General features: G+C 51.8%; 8 protein-coding genes and 2 pseudogenes. 1 reads left to right on the top strand and 9 read right to left on the bottom strand.

All coding sequences use genetic code 11. The features are described 5' to 3' along the window. Positions 1–402: 402 nt before the first annotated feature. Complete coding sequence (locus tag ACAN56_RS21505) at positions 403–1,926, bottom strand: extracellular solute-binding protein (protein ID WP_341119097.1); 1,524 nt, start codon at positions 1,924–1,926, stop codon at positions 403–405. 214 nt (positions 1,927–2,140) lie between these two features. Here ACAN56_RS21505 and ACAN56_RS21500 point away from each other — a divergent pair, with 214 nt between their 5' ends. Continuing rightward, a complete protein-coding gene (locus tag ACAN56_RS21500; protein WP_038596261.1) occupies positions 2,141–4,474 on the top strand; it encodes a helix-turn-helix domain-containing protein in 2,334 nt (777 codons plus the stop codon). Between the two features lie 246 nt (positions 4,475–4,720). Here the strand turns inward: ACAN56_RS21500 and ACAN56_RS21495 are convergent, their stop codons facing one another. The 8 genes and pseudogenes from ACAN56_RS21495 to ACAN56_RS21460 all read right to left on the bottom strand — a co-directional run bounded on the left by ACAN56_RS21495 (position 4,721) and on the right by ACAN56_RS21460 (position 18,466). Beyond that, positions 4,721–5,470 carry a hypothetical protein gene (locus tag ACAN56_RS21495; RefSeq protein WP_341119098.1) on the bottom strand — a complete coding sequence of 250 codons (750 nt, stop codon included), beginning with the start codon at positions 5,468–5,470 and terminating at the stop codon, positions 4,721–4,723. Positions 5,471–6,487: 1,017 nt separating this feature from the next. Then, complete coding sequence (locus tag ACAN56_RS21490) at positions 6,488–6,670, bottom strand: S-layer homology domain-containing protein (protein ID WP_379145704.1); 183 nt, start codon at positions 6,668–6,670, stop codon at positions 6,488–6,490. A gap of 78 nt (positions 6,671–6,748) precedes the next feature. Continuing rightward, positions 6,749–8,884 (bottom strand): annotated as a pseudogene (locus ACAN56_RS21485) (Ig-like domain-containing protein); the annotation flags it as partial. Between the two features lie 204 nt (positions 8,885–9,088). After that, a pseudogene (locus tag ACAN56_RS21480) lies at positions 9,089–12,991 on the bottom strand (DUF5695 domain-containing protein); the annotation flags it as partial. Between the two features lie 169 nt (positions 12,992–13,160). Beyond that, entirely contained in the window at positions 13,161–15,122 is a 1,962-nt protein-coding gene (locus ACAN56_RS21475) for a glycoside hydrolase family 127 protein (protein WP_379145678.1), read from the bottom strand. A gap of 50 nt (positions 15,123–15,172) precedes the next feature. Then, the gene (locus ACAN56_RS21470) at positions 15,173–16,030 is read right to left on the bottom strand and encodes a carbohydrate ABC transporter permease (protein WP_379145676.1); all 858 of its coding nucleotides are present in this window, start codon (positions 16,028–16,030) and stop codon (positions 15,173–15,175) included. Between the two features lie 3 nt (positions 16,031–16,033). Continuing rightward, on the bottom strand, positions 16,034–16,957 hold the full coding sequence (locus ACAN56_RS21465; RefSeq protein ID WP_038596266.1) for a carbohydrate ABC transporter permease: 924 nt from the start codon (positions 16,955–16,957) through the stop codon (positions 16,034–16,036). A gap of 147 nt (positions 16,958–17,104) precedes the next feature. After that, positions 17,105–18,466, bottom strand: a complete 1,362-nt coding sequence (locus tag ACAN56_RS21460) for an ABC transporter substrate-binding protein (RefSeq protein WP_379145675.1) — start codon at positions 18,464–18,466, stop codon at positions 17,105–17,107. Positions 18,467–18,534: the final 68 nt, after the last annotated feature.

The following is an 18,534-nucleotide window of genomic DNA, read 5'->3' as shown; positions in this document are numbered from 1 at the left end:
TAGAAATCCAAACTTTGCCTATGCTTCCGAAGCGAGCTTTCCTGCGGAAAGCTTTCAGGCGATCGCTGCCGCTCCGTAAGGATCAAACTTCCCCTTCGTTACGTTTACCTCTCCAAGGGTCTTCCTTTCCATTTATATGGAAAGGGGGCAGAGTGAAAACCACCGCTGGTTTCTGCGGTGGGGAGAAGTTACTTGCGATGGATGGAACTTAGGATGTGTAGCAGTTGTTAGTGGTACTAGGTTAGGCAGATTGGAACATAGGGAGTACAAGGAACAGTTAGTTGAAATGTCATGGCGCAGGCGGGGAGATTATTGGGAACATGTACAGTTACTAATGAGAGAAATCTGCAGTCTGGCTGGGGCAATCCAGGAGACTGATTACAATCCCCCCGCCCCTCTATCCTACTTGCCCGCCTCTGCCCGGGCCTCTGCCGCGGTGTATTCCTGGATGATCAGGTTGCCGCCGCTTGTTCTCCATTTTTCCACCTGCTCGTTGAATTCCTCAACAGTGATATTGCCGATGATGTAGTTGTAGGTCGCATCTACGATAATCGTCGACAGCTCCACGTTTTTCTCATCATAGGTTGGAGAGCTTAAGCGCAGGGTCGGGTCATCCACGAGAAACTGTTCGTTATCCTTGCTGAGCTGGTCGGCCAGGGCGGTCAGCTGCTCTTTTTTCTCCACTTCCATAATGTTCTTGTTGCCGAAGTCGGCGATCATCAGGGAGTAGAGCGGATTCACTTCATTTACACGCAGCTGCGAGGTCTCCTCCGGAAGAATTACCTTCCCGCCTTCCAGCTTATAATGCCTGCCCTCGAACCCGTATTTCATCAGATTGGCGACATCCCTGTCCATCGTCCGGTCAAAAAAACCAAGCACCTGCTTCAGCTCCTGCTCCGTGGCAATGGCTTTTTTGGAAAACAGGTAAAGGCCGTTGTAGTTAGGAATGGACCATACTTTATATCCGTTTGGCCCCTTAATCCGGTTAATCAGTGTAAATTCAGCAGCCGGATTGATCGCCTGAGCCTCACTGGAGAGCCGCTGCACATCCGTCATGCTGCCAATAAAAACACCGGCCGTTCCCCGGATAAACTTATCCCGCTGGACCTCCTTGCTGGTTAAGGCGAAATCCTGATTTATCATTTTCTCATTATATAATTTCCGCATGAAATTCATGGTGTTCATATATTCAGGAGTCACGAACTCAGGGATAAACTGATGATTTTTCAGCTTCCAGTTATTCGGAGTACCGAAATAGGAGCTGAGTGTCTTAAACACGCCGTACACGAGATCGTTGCGGTCGACCAGGCCAATGGTGTCCTGTTTGCCGTTTCCGTCCGGATCATTATAAGTAAACTGCTTCATGACCTCATACAGTTCATCCAGTGTTTGCGGCTTGCTTAACTGAAGATGGTCCAGCCAGTCTTGGCGGATGATGATTCCTTGCCTGGAGGAAGGGCGCTCAGTATACAATCCATAGATTTTGCCGTCTACAGCAGCCTGGTTAAGAATCGCAGGGTCCAGCTGTTTCAAATTCGGGAACTCCTGCAGATAAGGCCCGATCTCCCAAAAGGCTTCTGAGCGGATCGCACTTTTCAGCAGATTATAATCCGTGAACTTCACAAAGGTGACTTTGCCCAGCGAATTGGTCGTCAATGCTGTATTCATTTTATCTGTGTAGACACCTTCAGGCACCCAGGTAATGTCGAGCTTAGCCCCTGTCAGCTTCTCAAGTTCCGCCATAATATCCTTGGAGGGCTGCTGAGGGAAATGCAGAGGTGCCAGGATGGAAATGAACGGCGCGGTCTCTCCGGGACCGGTCCGGGGTGACTCGTTGTCACTGCAAGCGCTTAACAAAATGAACGAGAGCAGCAACACCCAACAGCAATATCGGCGCACTGTTCTCCCTGCAAAAACTCTGGACATCCCTGTATCCTCCTAAAAGTTTGGTTAGTACATACCTAGCATGATTACGCTCATTTCTGAAATATAACTGCTAATTATTGAAAAATCTTCTATCCAAAGTAATAATTAGAGATAATGATTATTGCGGCACCAGATGATTATTGTTATTATCCAAGCTGATGAATACACTTAAATGAGGCGGTTGCTACTACCCAAGTAAAGGTGCTGAAATCCAGTGAAACACTTAAGCTTCCTGAGTAAATTAACTTTATTCGCCTTTGTCATCAGTACGCTGCCTGTGGTGTTCATTGGCTCTTTCTCCTATCTCACATCCTCCAGCGAAATTCAAAAAAATGTTAACAAAAGCAAAATGGAACTGATTTTACAAATTAACTCAAATGTAGAGCATAAGCTGACTACTGTCAACCAAACCTTAAACCAGGTTGTGAATTCTTCGGTATTAAAAAAAGCACTAAATAACCCGTTAAATGTAACCGATTTCATTTTATATAATGACTTAAGAAACGAAATCCGCAATATGCAGTCCTTTGATACAAAGCTCGAAGATGTGATCCTGTTAAATCAACGGCAAAATTGGATGATCAAAAACTCCGGCCTCTACCGCCTGAACGAATACAAGAATTATGAGCAGCTCTCCAATCTGATGAATGTACCCGACAACACCTCATGGGTGCTGAACCCTTCCTCGCTGTTCTACAGTGAGGAGAGCATCAATGTGACGGGCTGCGACTACAGCATCAGTCTGATTAAAAAGCTGCCGACCAACAAACTGCAAAAATACGGACTTGCCCTGGCGAATATTCCGGCCTGCAGCCTGCAGGACTTCATCAACTCGGAAGTAGATCCGCTGGACAGCATTATTGTGCTGAATGAGTCCGGCACCATACTGCTTCACCCGGACCGTTCGATGATCGGAGAGCCTGCGCAAAAGGGCGGATTTGCTGATCTTTCGCTCGTCTCCGATCTCAATAAACCTTCGGGACAATTCAAAACCGTCATGGACAAAAAGGACTATTCCGTCACTTATCTGCGTTCCCAATTGAACGGCTGGATCTATCTCTCGGTCACCTCCATTGAGAGTTTGACGAAGGAATCTAACAAAATCGGAACCTATACCCTGTATGTATGTGCCGTGATGCTGCTGTTGTCCATCCTGTTCGCATGGCTCGGCTCCCGCCGCATGTACAGCCCGATCGAAAGACTGCTCAACCAGATGGGGCTGCGCAGACCCGGAATCAAATCCAGGCATACGGATGAGTTTCAGTTTATCGGCGAACAGGTGCATCATTTATTTCAGTCCAAATCACAGCTGGAGAAGGAGGTCAGCCAGCATATCCGGCAGGTCCGCACCTTTTTCCTGACCAAGGCCTTTCAGGGCAATGTCAAAAAACGCGAGCTGTTCGAAGAGCTGGAGCAATATGGCTATCACACCCAGATGGAAGAATGGAAGACGATGGCTGTAATCACGTTGAGCATCGACTTCTCTGAGGATACCAGCTATGAGAAAAAGGATCTCCATCTGCTGTTGTTTGCCGCGCATAATATGATCGAGGAACTGGTACCCCCGGACAGCAGGCTTGCGCCTGTCATTATGGACCATGCCGTGGTGACCTTGATTGGCAGCATGGAAGGCAATGCCGAAGCTTTTCACCGGTCGCTCTATTCACTGACAGAGAATCTGCAGCAGGAGATCAATAACTACCTGAAGCTGCAGGTCAGTATTGGCCTGAGTCTGCCCTTCCATTCCTTTGATAAAATATCCATCGCCTACAGAGAAGGCCTGGAAGCTCTGAAATACCGGATTACGCTCGGCAAAGGCATCATCATCCAATACGAGAACATCAACTCCGGCAAACATTATCTGAACCTAAACTATCCTTCGCATACCGAAAATGACCTGATGGACGCCATCAAGCTGGCCGATACTGAAAAAGCGAAGGAGCTGCTGCATAAGCTGTTCAAATGTATTTTTGCGCTGGGACTGTCCCCGCAGGAGTACCAGATTCCGCTGACCCGTCTGCTCAATAATATCCTCATTATGATGCAGGAATCGGGAATTAGCCTGAACCAGATTTATCATGTGAACGGCTCCTTATTCGAAGAACTGACCGACCTCCACATTGTAGCCGAAATCGAGGACTGGTTCTGGAGTATGGTTATTCTGCCGATGATCCGGATTTTTCACAGCCGGCAAAATGCCCAATATCACAACATTTCAGAGAAAATCATTGATATTGTCCAGCATGATTATGACAAGGATCTTACGCTGGAGGAGTGCGCTTCACGCCTTCATTACAACGCCAACTATCTCAGCAGCGTTTTCCGTAAGGAGACCCAATATTATTTCAGTGAGTACCTGGCGATGTACCGGTTCAAAATGGCCAAAAAATGGCTGGAAGAAACCGACATGCCGATCAAGGACATTGCCGCAAGGCTCAGATACAACAATTCGCAGAATTTCATCCGCTCCTTCCGGAAGCAGGAAGGGATGACCCCCGGGCAGTACCGTGACAACGCTAGTTCCAGGGCCCAAGGCGGGACCGGATAAGCATCGGGGAATCCTCTGCCGGATATGAATCCTAAACAGCCAGATTTAGACAAGTGGAAACGGCTTTGCCGTCCTTTTTAAGGACGGTACCGTTTCAGCGAGAAATAGAAGGATAAGTTATCGTTTGAAACATATACATTCTTATATTTTGACAAAAGCCGTCAACACCCCAAGCAGTATACGCTGAGGCTGACGGCTCTTTTGGATGATAATAGCAAAAGGTTGTTGATCCTATCGGGGTTACTTTCAGGCACTCTTGGGCTTGCGCGCTTTTCTTGCTCTTATGAACCAAATGATGGCAACTGCCAGGATTAGCACTACGCCGCCACCGGCAATGACGATATTCCTGACGTTTGGCACGTAAACGACCATCTCGAGCGGCTGCGAATCGGCCATTGTAATATGCCAAGTCAACGTATTTCCGTCCTGTTCGGCGGCATTGTTGGCCCCATACAAATCATAAGGAAGCGTTAATTTAAAATCGACCGCAAGGTTCTGCAGCAGCATGCGGACCAGAGATTTCGGCACGCTCAAACTTCCGATCCCGTCAATGATTTCATCCGAATAGGCATTCAGCTTCGGCTGGGCTACCACATCGTATTTGGTGTACAGCCAATTATTAACCTGTTCAACCTGCGCGTCCACAATGTCCAGCTTGCCAGCGTTTGCCTGCAGGTCTTGCAGCGAAGCATAGGCTTTGAGGAATTGATATTCTGTAGATTTACCGTTCTGGCTTTTCTTCAATTCAATTCCGGCAGCCTCCAGCCTGGTGGTCAGCACATCCTCCAGCTTCCCGCCAACCATCGCCTCCGCACGGGAATCCAATAAAATGCTGAACGCAAGCTCCAGACTCCCATCCTTCTTCACCGTCATATGCGCCGTACCGCTGGCACAGCCGGTAAGCAGAACAAGCATCGAAATCATCAGAACCACAAAGTAACGTCTGCGCCGCCCTAACGAGGGCAGCATCGATTGCTGCTGTTGTCTTAAGTTCAATGCCGCGCCTCCATTCTTCTTTTTCGTCTTGTTATGATGCTGTATATGCGATATGCATTCATTCTAATCAATCCTCATATCCGCCCCACCAAGAGCTCTCCTTCAGTTGCACCTCTTTTTCCTTTATCCTGACAAGTCGGCAAGTCAGCAAATCAGCAAGTTTTCCAGTATTCATCCGCTAGAATAGTTCTTCTACCGGGCAAACTATATAGATTGAACTTGTGGTTTTAGAGTACAGGATCAGTCGCAACTACGGTGAATATTTGGACCTCCGGCCACTGTTGTCGTAAGAATTTCTTGATTTTAACCGCTATTTAGCGGTAGAAATCCGAAGACTGCTTATGCTTTCGATGCTAGCTTTCCTTCAGAAAGCTTTCAGACGGACACTACCGTTCCACCAGTTCCAAAATCCCCCTCCGTTGCTCCTTTCCTATATCTCAAGTTTTTAGTTCAATCTATATAGTTGTATTTTGTACAGCTAAAACCGACCGTTTCGCTGCTTTGGGGAGGTTAGTTGCACTCCATACACTTATATGAACCAAATCTAGCTAAAAACACACAAAACTATTTTTTAATTGCACAAACTGCATCTATCTCTCAAAAAAAGCAGATTCGGCCTGATATAGTTGCAGGAAATACATTTATAGCGGTGCGAAGCTTTCATTCCAGAGGCAGAGTGGCTTTCTTATGGTCTTTCAACAGTTTAATGATAGCAGTCCGCTTCGTAGAAGTCTAAACCATTCGCAGCGTGGTTTCAAATCTAATCATTTTATCCTGTGTTCAGAAGGAGGCGTAACTTCAACCAAGTGGAAACGGCTTCGCCGTCCTCAAAAGGACGGTATAGGTTTCAGCGAGAAATAGAAGGATAATTTATAGCGTGAAGCATATAAATGCTTATATTTAAAACAAAGCCATTCCCCAGAGTCCTTTCGGACTCCGAAGAATGGCCTTCCCATAATCAAACTATCTGTAGCATCATGTTTAACTCATTCGCAGCGGAGACTTAGCAGGGCTTAATCACATAGCACCCTTCTTGTCCGTAGCACTCAGTAAATTCGCAAGCGCCTGAACAGTTTGTGCTCGGCTAGCGGAACCCTGCGGATCAAACCGGCCATCCGGAGCCCCTTGCATAATGCCGGATGCTAGCGCCTGTGCTACCTGCGCTTTAGCCCAGTCTGACACCTGAACTGCATCAACCATCCTTAGCGGTTCACCGGAAGCTGCTGCCCGGCCCAGCTTGTATTCATAGGCTTTGACCAGCAGTACAGCCATTTGCTCACGGGTAATCTCCGCATCGGGTGAAAAGGCTGTTGCCGTTACGCCCTGTACCAGCCCCGCCTGATAAGCGGCTGCTACGGATTCGGCATACCAGTTGCCCGAGTTAATATCAGAGAATGGAAGCTCCCCACCGTCACTCTTTAGATTAAGCATCCGGGCCAGCATCGCTGTAAATTCAGCCCGTGTTGCCGTTCCTCCTGGAGAAAATAGATTATCCGTCACACCCGTGACCACATGCTTTGCGCTAAGCGACTTCAGCGCAGCGTAAACCCAATGGCTGGATGCGACATCCGTGAACGTCTTATCGTAGGAGAACACCGCGTAGGTACTGAAATGATTCAGCATAATAACAGCCTTATTGCGGGTGCTATCTATACTTCCTCCTGCATAACCCCACAGAGAGCTTGGCTTCTCCTTTACATACACACCCAACAGTTCATCATTTGATATCGCAGCGGAATATGGAAGCTCCGCGCGTACTGGCTGCGGGAAGACAGACAAGACCAGCTCCGCTCCATCCCCCTTACGCAGGAGAAGGCCAAATTCATAGGCTGCACCTTCCTGCCGGTAGATCCCGCTGCCACTGCCTGACGGGATTGTTCCCGATGTTACCGGAGTGAGGGTGACCACGAGGGCCGCGCCCTTCCGTTCGTTTTCCGGTAATCTTGCACTGAGTTCAACCAGTACAGAGGCAGGAATGACCAGCGAGGCCTCTCCGTCCTTAACGATAAGCGATCTCGTGCCAAGCAGTACTCCGGCGTTCAGGGGCAGTAATGCCTCCGTTTTTCCATCATTCAGAGTCACCTCGATGTTAGAGGCTCCCTGATTCTTGGTGAAGATGTCCTCACCAACCGTTTGTGTCTTCATACCGACCGTCCCCGCACTGGCTGACGGAGTTGGCACCAGGGTCGGGGCTGGCGTCGGGTTCGGTGCTGGTGTTGGCGTCGGCGTTGGGGCAGCCCCAATTACGGTAACTGTTGCCTTGGCTGCCACACCCGTCCCCTCCACCGTGCCGTTCACAATAAAGCTGCCGGTATTTGCATATTGCTGCGGTGCGATCCTCTGCCAGACGACTGGCACTGCTGATATTGACTTGTCGCTGTATACAGCCGTCACCACCGAAGGCAATGCAGGTGCAATGCCTACCGTTGTGGTTACCTCCACAGCCTCAAGACTGACAATCCCAGGTGCTTCCGCCTCAAGCACCGACACCTCCGCCAACGCAGGCAGTGCCGTTCCTTCCGCAGCTCCGTTTACTGTGAATGTGCCTGGTGCTGCATACTGTCCCGGATCTATCTTCTGCCAGACGACCGGAGTCTCCCCGCTGGTATTGTCGGAGTAAGTAGCTTGCACTACCGTGGGCAGGGAAGGGGCAACTCCGGCAGGTGTGCTGATATGCACCTTCTGCAGCGCCACAATGTTCCGCTCCGCCGCTTCCGTTACGATCACCTCAGCCACTGCTGGCAGCGCTGTTCCTTCTACTCTGCCGCCTACTGTAAATTCTCCAGGCTGGGCATAAGTTTCCGGCAGCACCTGCTCCCAGCTCACTGCTGCGGTTCCCTCGCTTCCATTCTCGTATACCACCGGAATCATTTCCGGCAGGACAGGGGATACCCCCGCAGCAGTTGTTACACCGATACGGCCCACGCTCTGGATGTCCTTGTCATCGTATATGGCTTTCACTTGCGATGCGTTCATGGCTCCGTTGTAAATCCGGAAATCATCAAGTCCGGCATTCAGCTGCGCGCCGTCTCCATAGCCGGAGACGCCGATCTTCTTGGCATCATTGATTGCCGTGATCGACTGCGGCGAGCCTTCCAGGTCGACCTGCTGGGCCACTCCGTTTCTGTAAATCATCCCGCTCTTGGTTGCCGCATCAAAGGTAAAGACAATATGCATCCACTCATTCAGCGGCAGAAACTCCTCCGGCGACTGCTTCACATAGAAGCCGTTAGCTCCGTCAACGAATACAATGCTGGAATTGCCGTTGTAGGTGACAAAAAATCCGTTGCCGGCAAAGCTGCCCTCCGGTTTGAACCATAACAGCACATTCTCCTTGTCATTCATGGTGCCAGTGCGCTTGATCCAGTAGGACAACGTCAGGCTGCCCGGCTGTAGCTCCGGATCGTTGCCCGCATGGACAAAGTTGCCGCTTGTTCCGCTGAAGATGAGCGCCTGGTTCTTGTGTCCCTGTCCACTCCAATCGGGCGAGCCGTGAAGTGTTCCATCACGCCCGCTTCCCGAAACGTCTTGAACCGTAATTCCCTGACCTTCATCAAAGGTATAGCGGAGTGCAAGCTCCGGGAAGGGAGCAATAACCCGTTTCGTCACTGTTACATGAGCCCGGACTTTCGTTTCCGTGCCCACAACAGTTCCATTCACCGTGAATAGGCTGCCTTCCTTGTCATACAGACTGGGATCTACCGGCTCCCATTGTACCGGAACCTCGGACACACTGCCGTCCTCCAGTGTCGCCTTGACCGTTGCCGGAAGCTTCGGCGCCTCCTGAGCCGGAGTAGTCAGGATGGCGTCCTCAACCGAAACAATGTTTCCGGCAGGGGCGATTAGAGCAGCAATTTCGGCAGCACTAAGGGCTCTGCTGTAAATGCGGAAGTCGTCAACCAGACCGTCAAAATACGGATCTGCGAATTGTGATTTGCCGATGTAATTATTTTTGGTCTTGCCAAGGTCGGAAGGCCGGAGCGTCATGTGGTCATTTCTACCTGCCTCCACACCGTCGATATACAGGACACCCTGAGAACCCGTGAGCGTCACGGCCACATGTTTCCACTCGCCGGCAGGCAGTGCAGGCGCATCAATGACCTGCTCCCGTCCGGCTGCATTGCCGCCGGTAGTAATGGCAAACCGGGTGATGGAGCCTGCTTTGGGCGACAGGAACATATAGGTGCCCGTTCCGGTGCCAAAATCGAAGATCCGTGAATAAGTGCCGATCGTGTCCGCCTTCACCCAGGCGGAAATCGTAACTTCATCGGCACGGCTCAGCAATCCCTCTGGCATTTTCACATAACCTTCCTGCCCGCTCAAATCCAGGGCATGATTGATTTTACCAGGAGTCCAGACTGCCGAGCCGAGCACATTGGCGTCATAACCCCCGCCGGTGGCATCGGAGACTGCCGTTCCTTCGGTTTCGTCAAAGGTATAATGCGCCAGCAGCTCCGCTAGCGGCGGTGCAGCAGCAGCTTCAACCTTAACCGTATCGCTGTGCTCAATCTCCGAATCGCTTACGGTCAGCTTGAACACGTAGATTCCCGGCTCTGTAACCGCAAGCGAGGTGAACAGCGCTTTGCTGTTGCCGAATGTTGCCTCGCCGCCGGTTGGCCCGGACAGCAGTGTCCATTCGGAGGTCAGCTTGCCCTCCGGCAAGCCGTCGTCCTTAGCCTGGCCGCGAAGCACGGCATCATCCACCCGCAAGGTGTATGTGAAGTCCTCCCCCGCATTAACAGCCGGAGCTTGATTGTCGTCAGGCTCCGTCCCGCTCAGCTCTACAGTGTAGGCAACAGCCGGACCCGCTTCAACGGTCAGCTTAACTTCATCGCCGAAGGCATTCAGTTTGCCAGCCGGCTCACCGTCTATACGGATGAGGTAGGCACCTTTTTTCAAGCCGCTGAAGGCAATCGTTGTTTCATGCGCCTTGCCCGGCGTCAAATTGCGCAGATTGAAACTGGCATAGTCCTTCTTCATGGACAGTTTGGCTGCCGTAAACTGATCTTTGTCCAGCTCGATATAGAGCTTCTCGGTAATCAGGTTGACCCGTTTGTACAGGCCATCCGTGGGCGTAATATCGTAATAGACGGCATCCGTGACAGAGACATCCGCCCCGTAACCGGTTACCCCAAAGATCGGATCGACCGCAATATCCGCGCTGAGAATCTGAAGCGCGCCGAACAGTCCGAGATCGGCTTCACCGGTCATGCCCTTCCAGCCATTCAGCAGCGGAACATTCCGGCCGCCGCCGGTTCCATTCGTGCCTTGATTGCCTTTCTCCGCCTGATAGGTCCAGGCTGCAGCTCCGAAGTTTGCCGGATCATCGCTGATCTGGCCGGAGTTGATCGCACTGAGATTAGCCAGCTTGGCGGCATAGGACAGCCGCTGCTCTTCTTCCCGGCCCGTCCCGGCGTGATAGCGAATCCAATCATCCATAGCATAACCTGCCAGGGACGCGCTATACTGGAAATTCCACCAGTTCTCACCCGTGATGGTAACCGGGTCGGCATAGTAATACCACACCGGCATTTGGCCCCGGGACGCCCGTGTCTTGGAGTTGATTTTGCCCATCATCTCGAGCGCTTTGGCCTGCTCCGTTTCGTTGCCGCCCTGCATCTTGGCCAGCGTATATACGGCTTCCTCGCCGGTATTGTCATAGCTGTACTCCGAGCCGTACGGGTATTTGGTATTTTTAAAATTGTTGTATTTGCGCAGCATCTTGGCCCGGACATCATTGGCCTCATCCATATAACCCTCGTCTTCAAGCGCCTGAATGATATCCGGAGTCGTCAATTCGCCCATAAGCCCGGTTTCCCAGTTGTAGGATACGGGCCCTTCGTACAGCGCCTTCAAAATATTATAGGCCCGCAGCAGGTAAGTCTCCTTGGGATGCTTATAGTTGACCAGCTCAGGATAGTTCGCGGCAATTTTATACATGCTGAAGTACGTATTATAGATATGCGGGTAGGCGTATCCCCGGTAAGTCGGTGTTGTGTTCGGCTCCGCCATCAGGAAGTCATGAATCAGGTAATCCTCATGGTGGCCGTTCATCAGATTCGTCCAGATTGCCGTCTCAAGATAATCGTCGACCGCCGTGATTTCCGACGCTACAGGGGTAAGGGCATTTTTTTCCGCCAAAAACTGTCCGTGTGTCAGCCCCCAGTCATCGCCCCAGCCCCAATACCCGCCGAAGCTGTTCCGTTTCGATTTCGTGTTCATCATCCAGTCGTCAAAAACTTTGTCTCGAAGATCGCCCGGAAGATTCCACTGTGTGCTTTGCACCATAAAAGCCGCGTGATCCTCCAGAGCCTGGTCAACCGCATCGATGCCGTAGAACTGCAGCACTGTTGTGAGACCGCTCCCATAATTTATGGTAACATGCTGCGGACCGAGCTTCGTCAGGCTGAATTCATAAATTTGGTGGTCCCCGCCCTTGCGGGCAAGCAGCGGAATTTCCGTGCCGTCATCCAGCTTCACACTATGAATGTCCGCCTTGGTGCGCAGATCGAATTTCACTTTCTGGTTGCTTGGCACGACCATTCCCGGGACAACAGTTACATCTATCAGTCCCTGCTCATACAGCGTATTCTTTGCCTCCTGCTCATTCGCAACGGCAAACCACTTAAACCCGTAATCCTGTGCTTCTCCCGCTGCCAACACCAGGCTGGAATTCGGCAAATAACCGCGGTTCGTAGATTTGATCACATTGGAATGAATATAGAATACGTTCAGGCCCTCAATCCATTTGCCTTCGTTATCGGGGTTCCAGGCCCATTTGCTGCCCGGATGCTCCTCATTGCGCCAGCGGTCCTGATATTCAAACCCCGCCCCCGTAGCGGAATCCGGCATCAGCATCAGGTATGAGCCAATACCGCTTGGTCTGCCCGCTGTAATATAGGAGCTGTTGTTGCCGACAAAAGAGTGGGTGACCACACGGGTTTCATAAATGGCGTCCCCATAGGTCCACTGCTCATTAAAAGGAAGCGGAAGTCCGAAGTCGCCGATCTCCAGCTGCTTTCCGCTGGTGTTAACGACATGAATATCCCACTGCAGATGCCCATCCGCTTCCAGTGTGTAGGTCTCAACCAGCTTGAAATTACGTATGCCTTCCGCATTCCCGGAGTTCTCATACGTAACTGTGACTTTATTGCCTTCTTTAATGATGCTCCGGACATCTTCCGACTGGTTAGTCGACGCTTTGATCCAAGCCCCGCCGTCCAGGCGATAGGTAAAGATCAGCTCACCCATCCACTGATGATCAGCTGTATCTTGCTCAGGCGACACCTTCTTGTTCATCACATATTCGGTCGGGAAGGAATCCCCTTTGATTTTAATCGAAGAGATTTCGCCGTATGACCCGGTTTCAACCAGCAGCTTGTCACTTGTCAGCTCATACGCGCCGGCCTTTGACGGAAAAAGGACTGCTGATACTACCGCCAGCGCCACAAAGACCGCCCCCGTAAGTATCCTTCTATTCCTAAAACGCGGCTGTACTCTATCTGAAGTCGTGAATATCATGCTCTTCATCATCCCCTTCTTCTTAGATTACGGACATTCCCGTTTCTTACAGCGGATACAGGTAAGGACGGCTTCACCTCCTCTCCGGGAAAGGCGGAATCAGGCACAGCCGCATCCCGGAGCAGATTCCAGATCAATGAACATCATCAATTATGGTTGTTATACGCATTTATTTCTTTGCTTCTTCCCCAACCCAAACGGACATTTCCCCGACGCCCCGGTTGGCCCAGGCGAAATACGGAATGAAGATCAGCCGGACCTGCTCTCTCGTCCAGGAAGAGTCACTGCGGTACAGCTCGCGGTCCCAGCTTCCTGCCGGAGTCAGGCGCGTACCGTCAGCCGCAAGGGTCTTCACTCCTTCCGGGAATCCGCTTTCCTCCGAAAGTGTAAATTCACTCTCCTCGGGCAGACGGAGCTGATACAGCCTTTTGCCATTGTCTGCTTCCTCGAGGCAGTACACGAACGGCCCGCGCTGCAGTGCGATCTTCGAGAAGGTCTGGCGGATCAGCGGATGTCCTTTCATCCGTTTGACCGGCATGGCAAAGGCCAGCTCCACCTTATTGCCGGACAGCCATTCGCGGGTCAAGCGGATATAACCATCGTCGTCACCGGATGTAATTATCCGGGACGTCCCTCCAGCCGCAACCTCCACGGCGTCACACCAATCCGGCAGACGCAGAGCCAGTGTGAAGGTAACGGGCTGCTCCGCCGTCACTTCAAAACACACCCGCCCCTCCGGGGCATAACGGGAGTGCTGCTCGATCACAACCGGCTGCCCGGCCACAACGGTCTCCACCCGGCCGCCGATATAGAGCTCGGTGTAGACGGTGTCTCCCTGCACCGAGTAAATATATTCACCGAGCGAAGCAAGCAGGCGGGCAACATTCGGCGGGCAGCAGGCACAGCTGAACCATCCTTGGCGTTCGGCTTTGACATGATTGTAGTTTTTATTCCGGCCAAGCACCTCGGGATAGACCTCCAGCGGATTCACATAGAAAAACCGGGTCCCGTCCAGGGACATGCCGCTGATAACCGTATTGTAGAGCGCACGCTCGATCACATCAGCATATCTGCTGCTGCGGTGCAGCTGCAGCATGCGGCGGGCAAAAAAGATCAGCCCGACCGAAGCGCATGTCTCAGCATAAGCCAGATCCCCAGGCAGGTCATAATCGGCGGTGAAAGATTCCCCCTGTTCCATGGAGCCTATGCCGCCTGTGATGTACATCCGCTTGCTGACGATGTTGTCCCACAGCTTCCGGCAGGCCTCAAGCATGCCTGCATCCTGCGTGGCGGCAGCGATATCGGCCATGGCAGTGCACATGTACACCAGCCGTACGGCGTGGCCTTCCGCCGTGTCCTGCTCCCTTACCGGCAGATGGGACTGGCTGTAGGAGTGGTCATGCACCATTGAGAGCTGCGGGAAATGCAAGGTCCGGCCGCGCTTCTCCCACTCCTCCTCAAAGTAGTGCGGCTTACGGCCGCGCTGCCCGAGGAAGTAGCTGCTCATCCGCAGGTATTTCTCATTTCCCGTAGCCTGATGCAGCTTAACCAGCGCCAGTTCAATCTCCTGGTGCCCGTCATAGCCCTGGAGCTTGCCCGGATCCGTCCCGAATACCGTGTCAATATAATCGGCAAACCGGCTGACGGCGTCCAGCAGCTTTCTTTTGCCCGTAGCCCGGAAATAGGCCGTCGCCGCTTCGATCAAATGTCCTGCACAGTATAGCTCATGGCATTCCGCAAGATCACTCCACTCCCTGCCCGGCTCCTTGAGCATGAAATACGTATTGATGTAGCCGTCACCCCGCTGAGCCTCGGCAATCAGCTCAATGACCCCGTCCGCAATTTCTTCCAGCGCCGGATCACGTTTCGTCTCCAGCAGGTACGCTGCTGCTTCCAGCCATTTGGCCACATCGCTGTCCTGAAAAACCATGCCGTAGAACTCGCCTTCCTCCCTCCCGGCGGCGATTTTGAAATTGCGGATCGCGTGGCTCGGCTCCGCGCCTTCGATGCGGTCATTCAGCGCTTCCCACTGATAAGGAACCATGACCTCACGTACGAGCCGGATATATTCAGACCAGAAAGGATCGTTGATTTGGATGTTGCGCTTAGCGGCACTCTCTGTTTGATTCATTGATGGAGCTCTCCTCTCTTTTTCTGCGGGGCATTCCCGCCTATAGCACCTTATCCTTTGACTCCGCCGACGGTCAGCCCCTCCATGAAGTAGCGCTGGAAGAACAGGAACACCAGCAGAATCGGCAGAATAGCCAGCACAGCGCCCGCGATCAGAGCTTCATAATTGTTCCCAAGCGGGGAGACGAAGGAGGCCAGTCCGATCGGCAAGGTGAATTGCTCTGTCGTGCGGAGCACAATCAGCGGCCACAGGAAATTATTCCAGCTGTTCATGGCCTGCAGGATGGTAATCGCTCCAAAGGCGGGGGCCATCAGCGGCACCATGATTTTGAAGAAAATCCCGTATTCCGAGCATCCGTCGATTCTCCCCGCATCCATGAAATCCTTCGGAAGCCCCAGCGCAAACTGGCGGAAGAAGAAAATCGGCAGCGGCGCGACAACAAACGGCAGAATGACGCCCCAAATGGTATTGATCAGCTTCAGGGAAATCGTTAATTTATAGAGCGGCAGCAGAATAATCTCCACCGGGATCATCATCACGACAAGCACCAGGGTAAAAATCAGATTACGCCCCTTGAAGCGGTACATCCCGAGGCCGTAACCGACCATCGAGGAGAGCAGCAGGCTCAGCAGCGTAAACAACACACTGATGAGCAGACTGTTCTTGTACCACCCAAAATAATTGGCGGCGGCTCCTTCCCCCGAAAAAATGCTTTTGTAGTTGGTAAAGCTCATCAGATCAAAGTCCAGCCGGACATTCAGACCATAGCGGAAAAGTTCGGTCGCCGGCTTCAGCGAAGCCAGAAACAACGCATATAATGGAAACAGCATTAGTGCAGCCAGGATGACAAACAGGATCACCAGCACCAGAGAGGAGGGGGTAAGCTTAAATTTGGATGGGGTCCGCATGAATTAATCCTCCTTCCTGAACATGCCGGTCAGCGTTAATTGCACCAGACTCACCAGCAGCGTAATGGCCAGCAGGGTGATGCCAATGGCCGAACCGAAACCGAGATTGAAATATTGAAAGCCCTGCTGATAAATATAGCCGACAATAGTTAAGCCAATATTCTGCGGAGACGGTTTGCCTGCCCACAGCATATAGCTCTCCGTGAACATGGAATAGCCGCCGTAGATGGTGATCGTCACAACATAAATCGTAATCGGCTTCAGCAAAGGAACAGTGATCCGGATGAATTTGCGCATCGTACCCGCGCCGTCAATCTCGGCCGCTTCATACAATTCTCCGGGAATGCTCTGCAGTGCGGACAGGAAATACAAAATATTAATCCCGATCCAGCGCCAGCCCGCAAGCACCAGAAGCGCAAACATCCCCAGGCTGGAGCTGTACAGCCAGCGCTGGCTGGGGATTCCAAAGGCATGCAGCACGGTATTCATCAATGCGCCGTCCAGTTCGCCGAAGATAAGCCGGAAGATTACACCAGCTACAACTACAGAAGTAAGCGCCGGGATGAACAGAGTAGATCTGAAAAAATTGCTGAACAGCATTTTCTTGGAATTCAGGAATACGGCGAGCACCATCGGTACGGGAATCAGCAACAGCAGCGTCCAGATCGTATAACGGCTGCTGTTGTAGAGTGCTGCACCGAAATCCTCATTCCACAGGCCGCGGTAGTTCTCCAGCCCGACAAAGGATACCTCCCCCGGGAGAACCTCCTGAAAGCTCATCACCCCGGCATTGATCAGAGGATAGGCAAAAAAGACAGCAAAGGACAATAGAAACGGCAGCACAAACACATAGGGTGCTATTTTTTGCGAATTGCCCAGTCGGTAACCTCGCTTGACGTTATGGCCGAGCTCTCTTTGTATCTGCATAACGATGCCTCCACTCTATTTCAAAATGTAGCGGAATATAAAGACGGGCGGGCTGACAGCGGAAGTCCCGGCAAGCCTGTTGCCGCAGCAGGGGCATACTCCCTGCTGCCCTGTCACAGCCAGGACTTCCCTCCATCAGCCTCCCCGTTATTTCAAGCTGGCCTGCACATCCTTGAGCACTTGTGCCGGGTCCTTCATGTTGATGAAGATTTCCGGCATCGCCTTGTTGCGGACCGCATCGAACACCTCCGGCGACTTCTCGCGGATATGGACCGGAGCAATTTCATCCTTGACGCTGAGCAGCGTATCAAAGATATCCGTGCCGAAATAATCGGTGAACTTATTGGATTCCTTCATGGCCGGATCACTCCATACATCCGTACGGATCGGATCGAATCCGAGCTGCTTCCAGACCTGAAGATTGCCTTCCTTGGACAGTTTGGCGTAAGCCAGGAATTCCTTGATCAGGTCCGGATTTTTGGCCTGATTGGTAATGGAAGTGGCCGTTCCGCCCATACCTGCCGAACGGTTGCCGCCTTCCTCCCAGGCCGGCATCGGCCGGATGATGATTTTGCCTTTCAGATCAGGGATATGGTCGGTGAAACGGTTCATGAACCAGAAAGGCATAAAGACCGACGCCGCGCTGCCCGAATCCATATAGCCGAAGTATTCCTCCGTATCATGGCCTGCTCCCGGCGCAACCGCCGCCACACCTTCCTTCACCAGCTTCTGGAAGAATTCCATCGTCTTCACATTGACTGGTGTGTCCACAGTAACATTGCCGTCAGCGTCCACCTGATCTGAACCCTGCTGGCTGATGGCAGGCCACCAGGACCAGTTGCCGTTGCCTTCGAAGGTGATCATTGGTTTGCCGGTTTTCTCCAATACCTGCTTGCCTGCTGTCTCGAACTCGGCCCAGGTCTTGATGTTATCCGGGTTCACTCCAGCCTTATCAAGCATTTCCTTGTTGTAATACATGACGGTCGCACCTACATGATAATCAATGCCGTAATACGTATTATCCTTGCTGTAAATCTCGACTCTGGATTTCACAATGTTGCCAAGCTCCGGCTCCACGATATCGTTCAGAGATACAAGCTGCGGTGTGCCCTTCATAAAGTTCGGGAATTTGCTCTGCTCGATATCCACCAGATCCGGTGCGCCTACACCTGATTGCAGCGCTACCAGCAGCTTGGTGTGCATGTCGTCATAAGGAATGGTCGTTGCCTCCAGCTCAATTGCCTTGTCCGGATGGCTCTCATTCCAGCTTGCCGCCATGCTCTCATAGAATTTCTGGTGTGCATCGACAAAGGTCCAGAACACCACCTTTTGCGCTTCCCCTCCGGTATTTCCTTTCTGACTGCCCTCGCTCTTCTTGCTGTTGCTATTGTCCTGCGCCGGTTGATTGGACGGAGATGTCTCTTTATTTCCGTTCCCTCCGCCGCAGCCGCTGAGCCCCATGACCAGAATCAACAATAATACCGTCGTGCATAAAAATGCTTTTTTCATTCAACTTCCTCCTTGAATGATTTATACTTAGCCCAGTTAAGGGGATAAGCCTGTTATACAATTCCAAC

The sequence above is a fragment of the Paenibacillus paludis genome (genome assembly GCF_042610515.1).
In the GTDB taxonomy this organism is placed as follows: domain Bacteria; phylum Bacillota; class Bacilli; order Paenibacillales; family Paenibacillaceae; genus Paenibacillus_AQ.
The sequence above is the reverse complement of the archived record's forward strand: the minus strand, read 5'-3'. Positions and strand labels throughout refer to the sequence as shown.